The sequence below is a fragment of the Exiguobacterium sp. s34 genome, assembly GCF_018617435.1.
Lineage (GTDB): Bacteria > Bacillota > Bacilli > Exiguobacteriales > Exiguobacteriaceae > Exiguobacterium > Exiguobacterium aestuarii.
Window position 1 is genome coordinate 127239 of the sequence record NZ_JACSKE010000005.1, and the last position, 16997, is coordinate 144235.

Annotated in this window: 21 protein-coding genes; 8 read left to right on the forward strand and 13 right to left on the reverse strand. The window is 46.9% G+C overall.

Annotated features, from left to right (window positions below; translation table 11 throughout):
• Positions 1 to 11: 11 nt before the first annotated feature.
• Complete coding sequence (locus KNO87_RS11745; protein WP_012726747.1) at positions 12 to 644, forward strand: acetoin utilization AcuB family protein; 633 nt, start codon at positions 12 to 14, stop codon at positions 642 to 644.
• Positions 641 to 1810, forward strand: coding sequence for an acetoin utilization protein AcuC (locus tag KNO87_RS11750; RefSeq protein ID WP_214795623.1), 1170 nt, complete (start codon positions 641 to 643; stop codon positions 1808 to 1810). The genes KNO87_RS11745 and KNO87_RS11750 overlap by 4 nt, the downstream gene beginning before the upstream one ends.
• A gap of 50 nt (positions 1811 to 1860) precedes the next feature.
• Here the strand turns inward: KNO87_RS11750 and ccpA are convergent, their stop codons facing one another.
• The 4 genes from ccpA to KNO87_RS11770 form a co-directional block, all read right to left on the reverse strand.
• Positions 1861 to 2874, reverse strand: coding sequence for a catabolite control protein A (ccpA, locus tag KNO87_RS11755; RefSeq protein ID WP_074033452.1), 1014 nt, complete (start codon positions 2872 to 2874; stop codon positions 1861 to 1863).
• 127 nt (positions 2875 to 3001) lie between these two features.
• Positions 3002 to 4093 (reverse strand): bifunctional 3-deoxy-7-phosphoheptulonate synthase/chorismate mutase, encoded by a 1092-nt coding sequence (locus KNO87_RS11760; protein ID WP_214795621.1) that lies wholly within the window; start codon positions 4091 to 4093, stop codon positions 3002 to 3004.
• A gap of 133 nt (positions 4094 to 4226) precedes the next feature.
• Positions 4227 to 4775, reverse strand: a complete 549-nt coding sequence (locus tag KNO87_RS11765; protein ID WP_214787257.1) for a YtxH domain-containing protein — start codon at positions 4773 to 4775, stop codon at positions 4227 to 4229.
• 25 nt (positions 4776 to 4800) lie between these two features.
• Positions 4801 to 5313 carry a DUF948 domain-containing protein gene (locus KNO87_RS11770; RefSeq protein ID WP_074033455.1) on the reverse strand — a complete coding sequence of 171 codons (513 nt, stop codon included), beginning with the start codon at positions 5311 to 5313 and terminating at the stop codon, positions 4801 to 4803.
• Positions 5314 to 5482: 169 nt separating this feature from the next.
• Between KNO87_RS11770 and KNO87_RS11775 the strand changes: the two genes are divergently transcribed.
• The gene (locus tag KNO87_RS11775) at positions 5483 to 6595 is read left to right on the forward strand and encodes an aminopeptidase (protein ID WP_214795620.1); all 1113 of its coding nucleotides are present in this window, start codon (positions 5483 to 5485) and stop codon (positions 6593 to 6595) included.
• A gap of 42 nt (positions 6596 to 6637) precedes the next feature.
• Here KNO87_RS11775 and KNO87_RS11780 read toward each other — a convergent pair whose 3' ends face one another.
• From KNO87_RS11780 to KNO87_RS11805, 6 genes are all read right to left on the reverse strand, one after another.
• Positions 6638 to 7090, reverse strand: coding sequence for a Dps family protein (locus KNO87_RS11780; RefSeq protein WP_214787254.1), 453 nt, complete (start codon positions 7088 to 7090; stop codon positions 6638 to 6640).
• A gap of 97 nt (positions 7091 to 7187) precedes the next feature.
• A complete protein-coding gene (gene murC / locus KNO87_RS11785) occupies positions 7188 to 8495 on the reverse strand; it encodes a UDP-N-acetylmuramate--L-alanine ligase (protein ID WP_214746404.1) in 1308 nt (435 codons plus the stop codon).
• An 85-nt stretch (positions 8496 to 8580) separates the two neighbouring features.
• Entirely contained in the window at positions 8581 to 9288 is a 708-nt protein-coding gene (locus tag KNO87_RS11790) for a hypothetical protein (RefSeq protein WP_214795618.1), read from the reverse strand.
• A 54-nt stretch (positions 9289 to 9342) separates the two neighbouring features.
• Positions 9343 to 9957, reverse strand: a complete 615-nt coding sequence (ytpR, locus tag KNO87_RS11795; RefSeq protein WP_214795616.1) for a YtpR family tRNA-binding protein — start codon at positions 9955 to 9957, stop codon at positions 9343 to 9345.
• A gap of 54 nt (positions 9958 to 10011) precedes the next feature.
• Positions 10012 to 10806: a DUF1444 family protein gene (locus KNO87_RS11800; RefSeq protein WP_214787249.1), complete on the reverse strand. Its 795-nt coding sequence runs from the start codon at positions 10804 to 10806 to the stop codon at positions 10012 to 10014.
• 5 nt (positions 10807 to 10811) lie between these two features.
• Positions 10812 to 11123, reverse strand: coding sequence for a thioredoxin family protein (locus KNO87_RS11805; protein WP_214795614.1), 312 nt, complete (start codon positions 11121 to 11123; stop codon positions 10812 to 10814).
• Positions 11124 to 11239: 116 nt separating this feature from the next.
• Between KNO87_RS11805 and KNO87_RS11810 the strand changes: the two genes are divergently transcribed.
• Entirely contained in the window at positions 11240 to 11572 is a 333-nt protein-coding gene (locus KNO87_RS11810) for a hypothetical protein (RefSeq protein ID WP_214795612.1), read from the forward strand.
• Between the two features lie 38 nt (positions 11573 to 11610).
• Here the strand turns inward: KNO87_RS11810 and KNO87_RS11815 are convergent, their stop codons facing one another.
• The gene (locus tag KNO87_RS11815) at positions 11611 to 12627 is read right to left on the reverse strand and encodes a PTS sugar transporter subunit IIC (RefSeq protein ID WP_214795610.1); all 1017 of its coding nucleotides are present in this window, start codon (positions 12625 to 12627) and stop codon (positions 11611 to 11613) included.
• A gap of 153 nt (positions 12628 to 12780) precedes the next feature.
• Positions 12781 to 13854, reverse strand: a complete 1074-nt coding sequence (locus tag KNO87_RS11820) for a M42 family metallopeptidase (protein WP_214795608.1) — start codon at positions 13852 to 13854, stop codon at positions 12781 to 12783.
• A 138-nt stretch (positions 13855 to 13992) separates the two neighbouring features.
• Between KNO87_RS11820 and KNO87_RS11825 the strand changes: the two genes are divergently transcribed.
• From KNO87_RS11825 to dhaM, 4 genes are all read left to right on the forward strand, one after another.
• Entirely contained in the window at positions 13993 to 14295 is a 303-nt protein-coding gene (locus KNO87_RS11825) for a PepSY domain-containing protein (RefSeq protein ID WP_012726763.1), read from the forward strand.
• 102 nt (positions 14296 to 14397) lie between these two features.
• Positions 14398 to 15375 (forward strand): dihydroxyacetone kinase subunit DhaK, encoded by a 978-nt coding sequence (gene dhaK / locus KNO87_RS11830; RefSeq protein ID WP_214787238.1) that lies wholly within the window; start codon positions 14398 to 14400, stop codon positions 15373 to 15375.
• 19 nt (positions 15376 to 15394) lie between these two features.
• Positions 15395 to 15985, forward strand: coding sequence for a dihydroxyacetone kinase subunit DhaL (gene dhaL, locus KNO87_RS11835; RefSeq protein ID WP_214795606.1), 591 nt, complete (start codon positions 15395 to 15397; stop codon positions 15983 to 15985).
• A 10-nt stretch (positions 15986 to 15995) separates the two neighbouring features.
• A complete protein-coding gene (dhaM, locus tag KNO87_RS11840; protein ID WP_256441814.1) occupies positions 15996 to 16346 on the forward strand; it encodes a dihydroxyacetone kinase phosphoryl donor subunit DhaM in 351 nt (116 codons plus the stop codon).
• 39 nt (positions 16347 to 16385) lie between these two features.
• On the opposite strand, the gene KNO87_RS11845 is transcribed toward dhaM, so the two are convergent.
• The gene (locus KNO87_RS11845) at positions 16386 to 16895 is read right to left on the reverse strand and encodes a hypothetical protein (RefSeq protein ID WP_251126055.1); all 510 of its coding nucleotides are present in this window, start codon (positions 16893 to 16895) and stop codon (positions 16386 to 16388) included.
• Positions 16896 to 16997: the final 102 nt, after the last annotated feature.

The window sequence follows — 16997 nt, forward strand, 5'->3', positions numbered from 1 at the left end:
GAGGGGATTTCATGTTAATCGAACAGATGATGAATCGACATGTCGTGACGATTCAACCGACCAATACGATTGCCCATGCCGCAAAATTGATGCGTGAACATCGTGTCCGACATTTGATTGTGACAAATCCTGCTCGACAAGTCGTTGGGATTGTCGGGCAATTCGAGATGAGTGGCGCGACGAGCGTCTTTCATCCAGAAAGTGAAAACGCGGACTTTCAAAATCCTGTATCGAGTATCATGCGGTCCGAGGTACCGACCGCGCATCCTTTTGATTTCTTTGAAGATGCAGCTGCGTTATTTTATGAAAACCGACTAACCTGTCTCCCAATCGTCGAACAAGGGAAACTCGTCGGTGTGTTGACGGAGACCGATTTATTGCGTTATTTCGTACAATTGACCGGCGCACTCGAACCGAGTTCGCAAATCGAGATTCTCGTCGAAAATACGACCGGCACACTCGAAAAAGTGACCCGACTCCTCGCCAAAACGAACGTCAATATCATCAACGTCTTCGTTCATCCGACGAGCGATCCGTATAAACGCATCATCTCATTCCGTGTCCAGACGATGAATCCGCTCCGAATCATCGAACGCTTGAAACGTGAAGGTTATGATGTACTCGGTCCGGAGATGTCGCGATGAGACCGATTTACATATTTGGCGAAGACGAGACGTCTTATCGCTTTCATGAGGATCATCCGTTCAATCCGTTACGACTGGAATTGACGACATCCCTTCTGATTGCAGCCGGAAAACTTTCCAAATCGGAATGCGTGCCCCCTCCACTCGCTTCGGTGGATGAGTTAGCGCTCGTTCATGACCTCGACTACATCGAAGCCGTCCAAGCTGCGGCAGCAGGAGAACTCTCTACATTGAAAGCAAATAAGTTTGGTCTTGGCACGGAAGACACACCCATTTTTCCGAGCATTCATGAGGGAGCGGCTCGTCTTGTCGGCGGAACGATTCATGCGCTCGACCTCGTGGCGAGCGGGAAAGGGGAGCGTGCCTTTCACGTCGGAGGCGGGTTACATCATGGTATGCGACGCAAGGCATCAGGGTTTTGTGTATACAACGACGCAGCCGTCGCGATTGCCCATGTCAGGAAACAATACGGGTCTCGCGTCCTTTATGTCGACACCGATGCGCATCATGGAGACGGCGTCCAGTGGCTCTTTTATGACGATGATGACGTGATGACACTATCGATTCACGAGACGGGACGTTACCTGTTCCCCGGTACCGGAATGGTGACAGAACGGGGGAACGGCAAAGGATATGGCTACAGTTGGAACGTACCGGTCGATGCGTTCACCCAAGATGATTCGTTCTTGAAATGCTATGAAACGGTTTTACGAGAGGCGTGCGAATGGTTCAAACCCGATATCATTCTGACCCAAAATGGTGCCGATGCCCATGTCTTTGATCCGCTCACCCATTTGGCGTCGTCAATTCGGACATTCGAACAAATTCCGCAGATTGCCTCACGACTAGCCGATGAATATACAGAAGGTCGCCTCGTCGCGCTCGGTGGTGGCGGCTATGATTGGTACCGTGCCGTACCGCGCGCATGGGCACAAGTATGGGCCGGTCTGACGAGAGAGGCACCCTACTCTGGAGATATTCCGCGCGAGTGGATTGAGAAGTGGTCAGGTATCGCTGGTCAACCGTTGCCTACTCGGTGGGACGACTCTCTATATTCGTTTGACCATATCCCGCGACGTCAACAAATCGAAGAAAAGAATTGGGAAGTCACGAAGCGTGCCTTCTGGCCATTCATCTCAAATGATCGAAAATCAATTTACCTATAAAAATAAGCCTCCCCTTCCACACATGTTGTGACGGATGGGGAGGCTTTCTTTTAGTCTTGGCGAAGGGAGTCACGACGTTCGATTCGGTGAGGAAGAACGACGTTTTTCTCTTCAATTTCTTCCGCGTTCAAGATTTTCGTCAAGAGACGCATCGCGACGGCTCCGATGTCGTACATCGGTTGAACGACTGTCGTCAATTTCGGACGAATCATCGTCGCGAGACGCGTATTATCGTGACCGACGACTTCAAAGTCGTTCGGAACTGAATAGCCAGCATCTTGAATCGCGTGGATGACACCGAGGGCCATCTCATCTGTCCCAGCAAAGATGGCTTTCGGGCAATCATCTCGTTGCAACATTTTTTGCATCGCTTCGAGACCTGATGCGTACGTGTAATTCCCAAGAATCATATCGTTGTCGTGGAATGGAAGACCTGCATCTTCAAGGGCACGACGATATCCCGCGAACTTCTTCTCGCCATTGATCTGTTGCTCGAGTGGTCCCGTGATAAATCCAACACGGTCATGTCCGTGGTTGATCAACATCTGTGTTGCGTCATAAGCCGCTTGTTCATAATCGATGTTGACGGCCGGGAGATCATATCCTTGGTTCAACGTCGCTGCGAGAACGATTGGAACCGGTGATTTTTTGAATTCTTCGACGAGATCCTCATGCAGACGTCCACCCATAAAGATGATACCGTCCACTTGTTTCCCTAACAGCGTATTCAATAAATGCACTTCTTTGTCACGACTTGAATCCGAGTTTCCAAGGATGATGTTGTATTTGTACATCGTCGCCACATCTTCAATCCCTCGCGCTAAGTCAGCGAAGAAAATGTTCGAGATATCCGGTACGATGACACCGACCGTCGTCGTTTTCTTGCTTGCTAGTCCACGCGCGACGGCGTTCGGACGATAGCCGAGGCGGTCAATCGCATCTTGTACTTTCTTACGTGTCGTCGGTTTGACGTTCGGGTTTCCGTTGACGACACGAGAGACGGTCGCCATAGACACCCCGGCTTCTCGTGCGACATCGTAAATCGTTACGTTATTACTATTCATAAACTACTCCTCCTACAAGTCCTGATTTTCAAAAAGTTTTCATAAAACGTCTTAAAAAAGGAAGACAGGTATCTGTCATCCATTTACCCTGTCTTCATGCGATATAAAACGTTTCCATTTGGAAAGCTTACTTTTTCACCAAATCAAGTTGGGGAAACTGGACCGTTAGTCCTTCCACAAATTGATCGAATTGATCGAAGTCCAATTGTTGTTGCGCATCCGATAATGCGATGGCAGGATTCGGGTGCACCTCGACCATGACACCGTCCGCCCCGATGGCAAGCGCTGCTTTCGCAGCCGGCAACAACAAGTCACGACGACCTGTCGAATGGGTGACGTCTACCATAACCGGTAAATGCGTCTCTTGCTTTAAAATCGGCACCGCCGTGATATCTAACGTATTGCGTGTCGCACGCTCATACGTCCGAATCCCTCGCTCGCACAAGATGACTTGGCTGTTCCCACTCGCCATGATGTACTCTGCCGCATAAATGAACTCTTCGATTGTAGCGGATAATCCACGCTTCAACAAGACCGGCTTGTCTGTCTTACCGACTTCTTTTAACAAATCAAAGTTTTGCATATTCCGGGCACCGACTTGAATGATATCGACATATGGCAATGCCGACTCGACTGCACCTGGCGTCATAATCTCCGTGATGACGCGTAAATCATGACGGTCCGCTGCTGACTTCAGCATTTTCAATCCTTCAAATCCTAGACCTTGGAAGTCATACGGTGATGTACGTGGCTTGTACGCCCCGCCTCGCATCACTTTCACACCCGACAAGGCGAGCTTTTCTGCGACTGCGTTCACTTGTTCGAACGATTCGACGGCACATGGTCCCGCAATCAATTGCGGACGCCCGTTCCCAATCGTCACGTCCTTTACATGGACCAACGTATCTTCCGGTTGACGTTTGCGTGAAACAAGTAACGTCTTATCCCGGTCTTCGCCTTGAAGTTCAGCAGACGCTTTAAATACTTCTTTAAAAATATGTTGAAGGCGTGACGTTTCGAACGGTCCTTGGTTGGAAGCTGCGATAAAATCGAGCATCTCCCGTTCTCGGACCGGGTCGTAGCGTTCGACGCCTTGAAGACGTTTGATTTTTCCAATTTCGACGGCAAGTGCACCACGTCGACTCAGCAAGTCGAGCATTTCATGGTTCAATTCATCCATTTCTCGACGTAATCGATTCAATTGATCTTGTGGACTCATTCGTTTCCCTCACATTCTTAAGCCGTTCTTTCCAGAAACCTAATTATATCGAACTTTGTGCACTTTGTCATAAGGAAACCTTCTACGTCACAAAATCACCAAAAAAGGACCGAACGTATTCGGTCCTTCTACATCATTCTTCTTTCTTAAGGTCTTTCTTCAACTCATCGAGTTCTTCTTTCGACTCATCATCGAGCATCTCATTGACAGGTGCTTCGAGTGAATCGTCTGACTCAGACTCAAGCGATGAGTCCATCGTCTCTTCTTCAGCCGCACGGTCCATCTGTTCTTTCACTTCAGATTCCGCTTCCGCGACGAGTTGATCGGCTTTCTCCATCGCCTCTTCAATCGAGAGGTCATCCTCGTCCATCTGTTGTTTCAATTCGGCCGCTTCACGCGCCTTATCTTTTACGATATTGAGGACCGGTGCCGCTTTATCGCTCGCCACTTTAATCCATTCACCGACGACTGGTTCTGCCTTCTCACGCATTTCTTTCGATTTGACAGTCAATCGTTCACGCGATGTAGATGTCTTTTCGTCGAGGTACGTTCGCACTTCACGTCCGCTTTTCGGTGATGTCAACAATGCGACAGCCGCTCCGACAATCCCTCCGAGAATGACACCCGTCAAAAATCCACTGCTTGATTGATTCTGTTCTGTTGGTTGCTTTTGGTCTGTCATGTGTGAGTTCCTCCCCGATGTATCGTTATTTGATTGTATCGTCCGTGTTAATCATGTCGGGCGATACAGGTGTTTCCTCTTTCTTTTCACGTCGTGTACGACGACGTGGACGTTCTTTCGTAGTTGATGATTCTGGTTTGTTTTTCTTGAACAATTCTACCGCGACCGATCCCCATCGAACCGCTTGAGCAATCTGTTCTTTGTTTTCATCAGCTGCCGAGTGGACAGAAGTCGAGACGGTACGGACCGATTCGGTTACCTCGTTTAGTGAAGTTCCTAGTTCATCGAGTGCATGGGCAACAGGTGCAAGCAACTCTGTCTTTTCTTCCACGTTATCGACGAGACGGTTCGTCTTATGTAAGAGCGCCGTCACTTCCATTGTGATTCCGTCGAGCTGGCGTTCTAAGTTTTCTGTCGTATTGGCGACGCTACCGAGTGTACGGTTTACATTCGATAAGACACGTGCCAAGAAGATGACGAGTACGACAAACGCGAGGGCCGCAATCAGGCCAGCGATGCCTCCTAATGTGATCTCCATTCAATCCATTCCTCCTATTCAATCGTTTCTTGTTTCATTATAGCACCATTATGACTGAAAAGATTTGCTACAACCGTTTTCGCCATTCGGTCTGATTATTCCTTTACCCGTTTTTATGTTTTCGATTACACTAAAATAGAAATTCATAAAAATAATTAGGGGTGGTCGTGTGAGAGATCCAAGAATTACACAATTAGCAGACGGTTTAATCAATTATTCCGTCAAGTTACAACCGGGGGAAAACGTCCTGATCGAGAATTTTGGTGTAGAGGAATCGCTCGTCGAGGCACTCGTTGAGAAAGCATATGAGGCAGGTGGTCATCCGTTCGTCTTACTAAAAGAAAGCCGGATTTTACGAAAATTGTACACAGGCGCAAGCCGTGAACAACTCGAACTCATGGCCGACATCGAACGGAAACAGATGCAGGCAATGGATGCGTACATCGGGTTACGTGCCGGTGATAACATCAACGAACTCTCTGACGTCCCGAGTGAGCAACAAAAACTCGTCGGCGCCACACTCGGCAAAATGCATACAGAAGACCGTGTCAAAGGGACGAAATGGGTCGTACTTCGTTACCCTTCTCCATCAATGGCACAACTCGCAGGTAAATCGACAGAAGGGTTCGAAGACTTCTACTTCAACGTATGTACACTCGACTACGGGAAAATGGACCGTGCGATGGACGCATTGGTCGAATTGATGAACAAGACGGACCGTGTCACATTGAAAGGTCCAGGAACGGACCTCTCGTTCTCAATCAAAGATATTCCGGCGATCAAGTGCTCTGGTCAAATGAACATCCCAGACGGGGAAGTGTTCACGGCACCGGTTAAAGATTCGGTCAATGGCGTGATCACGTATAACACACCATCTCCATACCAAGGGTTTACGTTCGAAAATGTGAAGTTGACGTTCAAAGACGGTAAGATCGTGGACGCGACGGCCAATGATACAGAGCGGATCAATGAAGTGTTCAACACAGATGAAGGGGCTCGATATGTCGGTGAGTTCGCGATCGGTGTGAACCCATACATCCAGCATCCGATGAAAGATATCCTCTTCGATGAGAAAATTGACGGTAGCTTCCACTTCACGCCAGGTCAAGCGTATGATGATGCTTATAATGGCAACAACTCATCTGTCCATTGGGACCTCGTCAACATCCAACGCCCGGATTACGGCGGTGGTGAGATCTGGTTTGACGATCAACTCATCCGAAAAGACGGACGTTTCGTCATCGATTCATTGCAACCACTTAATCCAGAAAACTTGAAATAACATAAAAATGGTGCGCCTTCATCAGGCGCACCATTTTTATGTTTATAATTTTGTTTTTTTGCCGAGTGCGGCAGACATCATCCAAATCTCTTTCTCGAGTCGCTCGATATGAGAGACGAACGTATCTTCAATTGCCTCATCCCCGTCTTCGAAGTTTTCCATCGCATCTTGCATTTCTTGGCGAATTTGTTTGAAGTCGTTGATGATATCTTTAATCATTTGATCCGTTTCCGCATGACGATCGCCTTCATTTAGCGTCGAGTGTTCCAAGTACTCTTTCATCGTCGCGAACGGTTCCCCGTCGTTCATGAGAAGTCTCTCTGCCACGTCATCGTAGAGTTCCGCCACTAAGTTATAGAGCTCTTCGAGTTTCTCATGATACGTAAAGAAGTGAGGACCACTAATATACCAGTGGTAATTATGAAGTTTCACAAACAATAGACCATAGTTTGCGACTTCCTTATTTAACGTATTGAGTGCACCTTGACTAGCCATTCCAAACATCTCCTTTGTCTTATTCATCGATACTACTATTACCGAGATTTTGGATCGCTAAACATAAAAAAGGAGAGACATTCGTCCCTCCCCTGTCTTATGCTTCAAGTTTTACGATTTCTTCATATTCACGTTGATACGTTTGGATATCACCCGCACCCATGAACAAAAGTACTGCCTTGTCATGGTTACGTAAGACACTTGTGCCACCACGTTTCAAAATATGTGCACCGTCGATTCGTGACTGAAGGTCCTCGATTGTGACAGTCCCTTCTTGTTCACGGGCTGAACCGAAAATATCACAAAGATAGACCGTGTCTGCTTCAGCCAATGCCGTTGCAAAGTCATCCATGAATGATTTTAGACGTGTGTACGTATGCGGTTGGAAAATCGCAACAACTTCCCGCTCTCCATACTTCTTCCGAGCCGCTTCGACCGTTGCACTAATCTCACGTGGATGGTGTGCATAATCGTCAACGAGTACTTGATTGTTAAGCGTTGATTCACTAAAACGACGCTTCACCCCGTTGAATGATGCAAGACGTTCTTTTACCAACTCTTTTGGTAAGTTCTCATAATCACACGTAGCGATTACAGCAAGAGCGTTCAACACGCTATGGTCGCCGTATCCAGGAATGCGGAATGTTCCATAGAAATCGTCACGTAAGAAGACGTCAAACGTCGTTCCGTTTTCTGTCGACGTAACGTTTTCCGCACGAAAATCGTTATGCGTTCCGAATCCATAATAGACGAGTGGAACGTTCGCTTGAATGTGCTGAAGGTTTTCATCATCGCCACAGGCAATGATACCTTTCTTCACTTGCTTCGCCATCTCCTGGAACGCATCGATGACATCGTCTAGACCAGAGAAATAGTCTGAATGGTCGAAGTCGATATTCGTCATGATGGCATAGTCTGGTCGGTAATATAAGAAGTGACGCTTATATTCGCAAGCCTCGAAGACAAAGTTCTTCGAATCAGCGACACCTTCACCTGTCCCATCACCAATCAAGAATGATGTCGGCTCGATTCCACGCATGACATGTGCAAGCAACCCAGTTGTCGATGTTTTACCGTGTGACCCCGTAATGGCGACACTTGTGTAATGGTTTGCGAGCTCACCTAAAAACTCGTAGTACTTATAAATCGTTAATCCAAGTTCACGCGCGCGTACGATTTCTGGATGATCGTCGCTAAACGCGTTTCCTTGTACGACGATTTGATCTTCAGAAATATTTTCAGGGTCGAATGGCAAAATTTCAATCCCTTTGCGTTTCAATGCTTCTTCTGTAAAAAATGCTTTTTCAACGTCCGATCCACGGACCTCATTATTCATATCAAATAAAATTTGAGCTAAAGGACTCATGCCCGTTCCTTTAATTCCGACGAAGTGATAACGGTTCATCTGTAAATAGCCCCCCTAATTCATTGCGGCTCGTCAAAATGCGACAAACCTTTGTCATTATAGCAAAACTCACTGAGTCGTGCTATTACAGATTATTGTTTTTTTGTGCAAGTCGTCGGCTACGGTACATCGCCATGCGATCTTTTGGCGTCATCATCACGTTTACGGGCGGTTGATCGGCTTTAAACGAAACGTGAACAGCCGGTGTCAAATCGGTGTCAACCGGTAATTCTTGTTGTTCAGATGGCGTTTGTAATTTTTCTGCAATCTGCTCAATCGATTCCCCGATTTGTTCTACAGATCCGTCGATGTCTAAATCTTCACCTGGCGCTGCATGTTGATGAACTTCCACGACTTCTTCTTTTTTCGATCCGGAGAGATCCGTCGATTGCATAAAGACGGACGAAAAACCGTTATCTAGAATCGAAACCTGACCGAGAATTGATTTTTCTTCTTCGATTGTTTCCTCGGAAATTTCTTCGACATGTTCGTCCTCTACTTCAGGAATAGGGCTCGATTCGTTCTCATCCTCTTGAAGTGACTCTTCTGTCAAGACCACTTCAGGCTCTGTGCTCATTTCGAACGGTTCTCTCGTTTCAGGAGAATGCTCGACCGGTAGTACAATCTTCGGTTTTGGACGAGCATATCCGTAAATCGGTGAAGGGACATCAGTCGGGATGAATTCATCTGTGATATCTACCTTCGGGGGTGGTGAGACCGTCTGTCCTTCTCTTGAAAGCTCTCGTTTGATTCGATCTGCTTGTTGTTTCAGTGAACGTTCATATGCATCCATACTTGATTCCTCGCTTTTTCACTCAATCCATATTTAACAAAAAATCGGTCGAGTTTAGCGACCGATTTCAAATGCTGTACCTACTTCATATTCGTTATCTAATACTAAAATTCCTTTTTCTTGCGGGGCATTCGGCAGATTTAATTCACGCGCCGAACAAATCATTCCATGCGAGCTCTCCCCACGAAGTGCAGACGGACGAATAATCAAACCGGTCGGCATAACCGCTCCTGGTTTTGCTACGACTACCTTTTGTCCCGTCGCCACGTTTGGTGCGCCACACACGATTTGAACCGTGCCTTGGTCGATTTGAACTTGGCAAACCGACAACTTGTCAGCATCCGGATGTTTTTCCGCACTTTCGACATACCCAACGACAAACTTCGGTGTCACATCTACCCATGAGAAGTCTTCTTCAATTCCATGTTTTTTCAAAACAGTTCGAATCTGTTCAACCAATTCTGTTGTCAAATCAACTGGTCCATTCCAACCTGTGACGTCAAAGTGCTCACTTGCTTGGAACAAGTTGTATCCGTTGACGCTTCCGTCTTCAGACTTGACGATGGCCACGTCACCTGTCCGCTCTACAGATTGATGGTGACGTTCTCCCTCTTTTAATAATACCATGAGTACATCGCCGATTCCTTCTTGGTTATAAAACACATTCATTTGCATACTTTCCTACGTCCCTTCTTTCAAACTAATCTCACTTATTTTATCAGATTATGTGTTCGATGGCGGGGTCTTTTTTCCGACAATAAAAATCGGTTCAAGTTGCCCTGCCTCATAATGAAAGGCGAGCGCAGTCACCGGGACACGACCATTCGTAAAGAAATCAAACATCAATTGTTGCATCGCATCATAGCCTTGGTCGTTTCGGATATCAGCGATAATCATGACATCCTGATGCGGAACACCGACGAGCATGTCCCCTTCGACTCGGCGCTCCATCATTCGAAGAAAGTCATCATTTAAGATACGCGACGCCTCATAGCCGTCTCGCGTCGACAAAAAGTAAAACGGGTTTCCGGCAACCTCATCTTGCTTCATCTCGGTCGGGAGTTTTTTGACATTCTCACGAGCGATGCGCTCAATCGTCTCAAGGTTCAGCTCACCTGATACATGTTTTTCCTCGATTAAACGATAACCATTTCCACGATCTAATGCATAAAAGATGGCCGTTTCCGCCGTATGAGGAGTAAAAATAAGCGGTTCACCGCTTTTCGTCGTTTTAGCAAACGAGTTCGAACGAATGACTGGATAGATCGCATCTAACTTTCCGGCGAGTGAAATATCATCATCTGCCTTCATTGCCGACTCGATGTACTCGATTACTTCATCGACAGCCACTTTGCCTCGCGTTTTCGCTTTTGCGACAATCGGCGCGAGACGAATATTCACACCGAAGCGGTCTGACTTTCGTTCGACGCGCAACACCTCATTCTCACGGTCGTAAGATGTGCGATAATCTTCTTTAAAATTCGCCTCTAAATAGCGTCTCAATTCATTCCGTTCCATAAAGGTCACCCTAATCCGTTCAAAAAGGCTTCGACCTGTTCTGGTGTTTTACGTTCACGACCAACGTACCGATCGATTTCTTTACCGTTTTCAAATGCGACAAAGCTTGGGATTCCGAAAATATCAAGTTCTTGCGCGAGTTCCATAAACTCGTCACGATCGACGTAATAAAACGTCCAGTCTTCAAATTTCTGTTCGATTTCTGGCATGAACGGGTCGAGGAAACGGCAATCCCCACACCATGTTGCCGAGAACATGAAAATACTTTTCGCTTCTTTCGCTTCCATATATTCTGTCGTTGTTGATAGTTGTTTCATGATTGACCACTCCTGTTCGTTTTTTCCTCACTTATAATAGCATAAGTCTAGTCACACATTCTGCTCTGCTGTTTGTTATAATCAAAGCCGAAACTAGTTGAAACAGGTGAAACCAAATGAAATTGACACGAGAAAAATTAAACCCTGAAATGAAACATCCGCTCGAACAGATGGTAGGCGTTTTCGGTATGCTCGCCATTTTGCGCTATGGATATTTGTTTATTGATACGGATAAGACGAGACTTGAAATTTTGATTTGGCTCGTTGTCGGCTTTGCCGTCATTTATGTTCTCGAGAAGTGGCTCAAGCAACTAGCCCGACACTTACCGATTGTACGAAAACGATATTTAATCCCAATTTACGTGATTGTTCTCTTACTGTTCCTCATTAGCTTTCGTGTGCCCCGCGAAACGATAGATTCCGTCAAAGTATTTTTCGGAATCGGATGACGATGAAAAAGCGCCGTTTTCTCCAAACGGCGCTCTTTTTAATAGTCAATTTTCATGTCATTCGGCTGAATTCGTCCAGTCCTTGTCAATACAGCATAGACCGCATAACTTAACAAAGCAGGTCCGATGATCAAGAACCCGAGGACAACCATGAGTGTATACCAACTAAAGCCCATCGTTTCAAGCATCACAATCGGACCGACAAGACCGCTCGTTCCCATCCCTGCACCAGCTGCCACACTTTCTAGGTTAAACAATAAGATGGAAATAGGTGCTAAAACCGCTCCAGCCAGCGTTGGAGGTAAAAGAATCCACGGATTTTTCACGATATTCCCGACTTGAAGCATCGATGTGCCAATACCTTGGGCAATCGCCCCACCGACTCCGTTATCACGATAACTCGTAATCGCAAATCCAATCATCTGAGCCGCACATCCGACCGTCGCGGCACCAGCCGCAATACCGTTCAATCCAAGCATTAAAGCGATGGCAGCACTTGAAATCGGTGCGGTCAATGCCAACCCCATGAGTGTCGCCACGACGACTCCCATGAACAACGGTTGTTGCTCAGTCCCCCATTCAATCCAACTGCCGAGCTGCGTCATGAACAACCCGACATATTTTCCGATATATGTGGCGGTAAAGAAACCGACTGCGATTGTCGTAAATGGCGTCACCAAGATATCAAGCTTCGTCGATTTCGATACAAGTTTTGATACCTCCACTGCTAAAAGTGTGGCAACGTAACTTCCAGCAGGTCCAAACTCATATCCAAACGTGCCGACAACGAGTGCAGAAAACAAAATAAGAGGCGGCGCCTCAAGAGCGTACGCAATCGCAATCCCGATGGCAGGACCCGTCAGGCTCATCGCGACTTCTCCAATTTGAATGAGCGTGTCGCTTACTCCTGCGAGCGCCGTCCCGTCAAGTTGTCCACCAATCGTTTTCATAATCAGACCAATAATCAACGTGCTGAACAATCCGAGCGCCATATAACTAAGAGCCGTCACGAAATAAATAGACGGGCTAAATGAGATTCCTTTTTTCTTGAACATGTCATATCCTCCCTACACTTATACAGGTGTCTTGTCATAAGTAAATAACGTGTATAAACACCTCTATCAGTATAAGGCGTTTTTTTGAAATAGCAAGAACAACTACACAAAAAAACCGTCCACTCATGACCATGAGTGAACGGCACGTTCAAATTATCGGGAAGGACGAAGCGTTTCGAGCGTCGAACGGTCAAGTCGTTTGACCAACGCTTTGAGTAACGCTTTCGCCGCATCGTAATCGTCTGTGTGAAGAATGGAAGCATGTGTATGAATGTAACGTGATGCGACACCGATGACGGCAGTCGGAACACCTTCACCGCTCATATGCACACGTCCTGCATCCGTACCACCTGGCGAGACGAAGTATTGAGTTTTAATATTTTCGTCAGAAGCCGTGTCAAGCAAGAAGTCACGCATCTCAGGCGACATCACCATGACCCGATCTAAAATTCGAATTAAGGCACCCTCACCGAGCTGTCCAAATTCCGTCTTGCTTCCTGAAGCGTCGTTCGCTGGTGAAGCATCGAGAACGAGTGCAACATCTGGTTGAATCAATTCAGATGCCGTCTGCGCTCCACGCAATCCGACTTCTTCTTGTACTGTGGCGCCCGAGAATAAAATGTTCGGATGGTCCGCTTTAGTCGTCTCTTCTAACAATTCGACAGCAAGACCGACCCCGTAACGGTTGTCCCATGCTTTCGCCATAATCTTTTTCGGGTGGTGAAGTGGTGTGAATGCGCTCGATGGTACCGCAGGAACTCCTGGACGCACTCCCCATGATTCCGCCTCTTCTTTTGAATCGGCTCCGATATCGATGAACATTTGTTTGATGTCCATCGGTTTACTCATCGCATCTGGTCCGAGTAAGTGAGGCGGTGTCGAAGCGACGACGCCTGGAACTTTCCCGTTCGATGTGATGATGTCAAAGCGTTGTGCCATGAGCACTTGGCTCCACCAGCCGCCGAGCGGTTGTATGTATAGCATTCCGTTTTCCGTGATACGTGTCACCATGAAGGCAACCTCATCCATGTGACCGGCTACCATTACTTTAGGTCCCGCTTCGTCCCCGACACGCTTCCCAAAAATTGATCCGATGCCATCCGTGACGATTTCATCTGAATGTGGTTCGATTCGTCCACGTACGAACTGACGAACTTCTGACTCGAACCCAGGAGCTCCTGGTAGTTCTGTTAACGTCTTGAATAAATCTCTCGTCTTTTGATCCATCTTTTATCATCCCTTCTTAACCGTTCTTGTCTCATTATATACAAAAGTTTTGACAGGATGCGAATGCTTTTCATTCCATTCGGGTACAGGTTTTGGTACGATGTACATGATAGCCATAGTTCAAGGGGAGGTAGTCATATGAAAAAAAGGTATTGGTTTATTGGAATCGGGGTTGCCGTCATTGCCGCACTTATGACGAAAAAGGCTTTAGATGAACGTAGCTTATCTGCAGAAAACGCGTTGGAATATACAAAACGTGCTTTCTCAGCGAAAGGTCATGTCCAAGGGGCATGGATTTCGGCATCACCTGAGATTTACACGTACGACGGTCGTGAATACGATGTCTACAAAGGTGGAATTTCAGTTCTTGAGAACGATGAAGAGAAAACGTATGAGTTCACAGTCGACTCTGAGACTGGCGCTTTACTCGAATATGCATGACACGAAACCGACGAATGATTCGTCGGTTTTTTTGTTTAGTTACCGCGAAAGAGTGGAAAATTGAAATTGGTAGTTTTCAATTTAAAAAAGGAGTGATCTCGCGTGAAAAAGCTAATCGGTGAGGCAAGTGAACTCGTATCGCAAATGGTAGAAGGAATGGTCCATGCCCATCCTGAACTGTATGGTCGTGTTGAAGGTGTCAATGTCATCTGTCGGGCAAACGGAGCGAAATCTGGTAAGGTCGGCCTCGTCTCAGGTGGCGGTAGCGGACACGAACCCGCACACGCTGGCTATGTCGGAGACGGCATGCTCGATGCAGCAGTTTGCGGAGAAGTCTTTACATCCCCTACTCCAGATATGGTGCTTGAAGGAATCAAAGCAGCTGACGGTGGCAACGGGGTCTTGTTGATCGTGAAAAATTACTCGGGGGATGTTATGAACTTCGAACTCGCCGCTGAGCTTGCTGAAGGAGATGGAATCAAAGTCGACCATGTCGTCGTCGCTGATGATGTCGCGATTTCAAATAAGGAAGACCGTCGTGGTGTTGCCGGTACCGTCTTTGTTCATAAAATCGCAGGTGCCGCCGCCGCTAGCGGTAAATCACTCGAGGAAGTTAAATCGATTGCTGAAAAAGTCGCTTCACATGTCCGCTCGATGGGGATGGCGGTAGAGCCTTGCTACATGCCAGTGAGTGGAAAGCCTGGTTTCGACTTGAATGAGGAAGAGATGGAAATCGGGATCGGGATTCATGGGGAGCGTGGTGTCGAACGTAAACCGACGAGCGATGTCGACCAAATCGTCGATGATCTTCTCAGCCATTTGAAAAAAGAAGTTGAGCCTGGTGAAGTCGCCGTCATGGTAAACGGAATGGGGGGAACCCCACTATCCGAATTATACGTGACATACCATTTCGTCGCTCAAAAACTCGAAGCTGCAGGATATACGCTGAAACGGAAATATGTCGGTAACTATATGACATCACTCGAGATGCACGGATTCTCGATTACCCTATTACCGCTTGATGATGAGATGACCAGTTACCTAGATGCGCCATCGGAAGCACTTGGATTTAAACTTTGATGAATGAGGTGTTTGGTTTATGTTGACGATTGATCGGATGAAGCAAGCATTACGTGACACACAAGTTGGGATTGAAGACCAAAAAGACACGCTGACAGATTTAGACCGGGCCATCGGGGATGGAGATCACGGAATCAACATGTCGCGTGGCTTCGACGCGGTCTCTTCCATTTTGGATGAGGACTATGACTCCCTTGGCGCCCTCAGTAAAAAAGTTGGTATGACACTTATGTCAAAAGTCGGCGGAGCGGCTGGTCCATTATATGGTTCTGCTTTCGTCAAGATGGCGACCAAGTTCGGGGATGCGACCGAAGCTGACTTTGACCTTCTCAAAGAAGCACTCCAAGAAGGTTCCAATTCGATTAAAGCGCGAGGAAAGTCAGAAGTCGGTCAAAAAACGATGGTCGATGTCTGGGACCCGTTCCTTGAACATGTAAAACAAGGGGACGACTACAAACAACAGTTAGACGAACTCGTGCAAAAAACGGAAGATATGGTGGCGACGAAAGGTCGGGCTTCTTATTTCGGTGAGAATTCGCGTGGAACGGTCGACCCGGGCGCACTCTCCAGTTCGATTCTGTTAGCCGCGATTATGAAGGAGGTCGATTGACATCGTTGAATTGATTATCGTCTCGCATAGTGCAAAAATTGCGGAAGGTATCCAAGATCTCATGAAGGAGATGGCGCCATCCGTCCCCATTCATTTAGCTGGCGGTCTTGAAGACGGTTCGATTGGAACAGACGTCACTCGCATCTTAGCGGCACTCGACCAAGTTGAAGGGGAAGCGCTTCTTCTCAGCGATATCGGTTCGGCGACGATGAATGCCGAACTCGCCATCGATATGTACGAAGGAAGTAAAGAGGTCGCATTTTTCGACGGTCCGATTGTCGAAAGTGCCTTCATCGCTTCGGTCTCCTCAGGAAATGACATGTCTCTCACAGACATCGTCGAACAGTTGAAGCAACAGTGAAAAAGCACCCCGTTCAGGAGAACGGGGTGCTTTTATGTCTTAACGTGGGTTGTCATTCTTTTCATATACAGCGTTCATATATGAGCTTGTTGAATAGAAACGTGGTACGACCAAGAACAAAATGAGTGCTGGAATCGCAATCAATAGAAGCAATACCAATACCGGCAACCAGTAGACAATTTCATGACCGAGCATATCGATGTTCGCATCTGCGAATTCGGCTGCTCCTTCAACTTCTACGAGGTCTGCTGATGAGAGGATCTTGTTGTCTGTCGCATCAAAGTAATGGTACTCGGTTTTACGTGTGATGAAGATCCCATCACGAATCGTATCGAGTTCTACGACAGCCGCGATCACTTCGTTGCCATTTGAATGGCGAAGCGTCTCTTCTTTGATGATTTCAGCTGTTCCTTCTTTATAATCGTAATGCGTCGCTTTCAAATCCTCTTCGAGTGCGTCTAAGAACGCTTCGTTCGCTGAGGTATTCATTGGTGCGATTGTTAGAATGAAGATTACTGCAAGCAGGCTTGCCCATGCTTTTTTCAACATCCCCATGTTCCCCCTTCTCTTATTCCAGTTTAGCGTCATTCCTATTGTACCAAGAAGAAAGAAAAAAGTGTGAAGAAAATACTATTAAAATAAGAAAAAAGC

What these genes read in the sequence shown, in the direction of transcription:
- KNO87_RS11745 (WP_012726747.1), top strand. Translation starts at nt 12, where the DNA reads ATGTTAATCGAACAGATGATGAATCGACATGTCGTGACGATTCAACCG.
- KNO87_RS11750 (WP_214795623.1), top strand. Translation starts at nt 641, where the DNA reads ATGAGACCGATTTACATATTTGGCGAAGACGAGACGTCTTATCGCTTT.
- ccpA (WP_074033452.1), bottom strand. Translation starts at nt 2,874, where the DNA reads ATGAATAGTAATAACGTAACGATTTACGATGTCGCACGAGAAGCCGGG.
- KNO87_RS11760 (WP_214795621.1), bottom strand. Translation starts at nt 4,093, where the DNA reads ATGAGTCCACAAGATCAATTGAATCGATTACGTCGAGAAATGGATGAA.
- KNO87_RS11765 (WP_214787257.1), bottom strand. Translation starts at nt 4,775, where the DNA reads ATGACAGACCAAAAGCAACCAACAGAACAGAATCAATCAAGCAGTGGA.
- KNO87_RS11770 (WP_074033455.1), bottom strand. Translation starts at nt 5,313, where the DNA reads ATGGAGATCACATTAGGAGGCATCGCTGGCCTGATTGCGGCCCTCGCG.
- KNO87_RS11780 (WP_214787254.1), bottom strand. Translation starts at nt 7,090, where the DNA reads ATGGCTAGTCAAGGTGCACTCAATACGTTAAATAAGGAAGTCGCAAAC.
- murC (WP_214746404.1), bottom strand. Translation starts at nt 8,495, where the DNA reads ATGAACCGTTATCACTTCGTCGGAATTAAAGGAACGGGCATGAGTCCT.
- KNO87_RS11790 (WP_214795618.1), bottom strand. Translation starts at nt 9,288, where the DNA reads ATGGATGCATATGAACGTTCACTGAAACAACAAGCAGATCGAATCAAA.
- ytpR (WP_214795616.1), bottom strand. Translation starts at nt 9,957, where the DNA reads ATGAATGTGTTTTATAACCAAGAAGGAATCGGCGATGTACTCATGGTA.
- KNO87_RS11800 (WP_214787249.1), bottom strand. Translation starts at nt 10,806, where the DNA reads ATGGAACGGAATGAATTGAGACGCTATTTAGAGGCGAATTTTAAAGAA.
- KNO87_RS11805 (WP_214795614.1), bottom strand. Translation starts at nt 11,123, where the DNA reads ATGAAACAACTATCAACAACGACAGAATATATGGAAGCGAAAGAAGCG.
- KNO87_RS11810 (WP_214795612.1), top strand. Translation starts at nt 11,240, where the DNA reads ATGAAATTGACACGAGAAAAATTAAACCCTGAAATGAAACATCCGCTC.
- KNO87_RS11815 (WP_214795610.1), bottom strand. Translation starts at nt 12,627, where the DNA reads ATGTTCAAGAAAAAAGGAATCTCATTTAGCCCGTCTATTTATTTCGTG.
- KNO87_RS11820 (WP_214795608.1), bottom strand. Translation starts at nt 13,854, where the DNA reads ATGGATCAAAAGACGAGAGATTTATTCAAGACGTTAACAGAACTACCA.
- KNO87_RS11825 (WP_012726763.1), top strand. Translation starts at nt 13,993, where the DNA reads ATGAAAAAAAGGTATTGGTTTATTGGAATCGGGGTTGCCGTCATTGCC.
- dhaL (WP_214795606.1), top strand. Translation starts at nt 15,395, where the DNA reads ATGTTGACGATTGATCGGATGAAGCAAGCATTACGTGACACACAAGTT.
- KNO87_RS11845 (WP_251126055.1), bottom strand. Translation starts at nt 16,895, where the DNA reads ATGTTGAAAAAAGCATGGGCAAGCCTGCTTGCAGTAATCTTCATTCTA.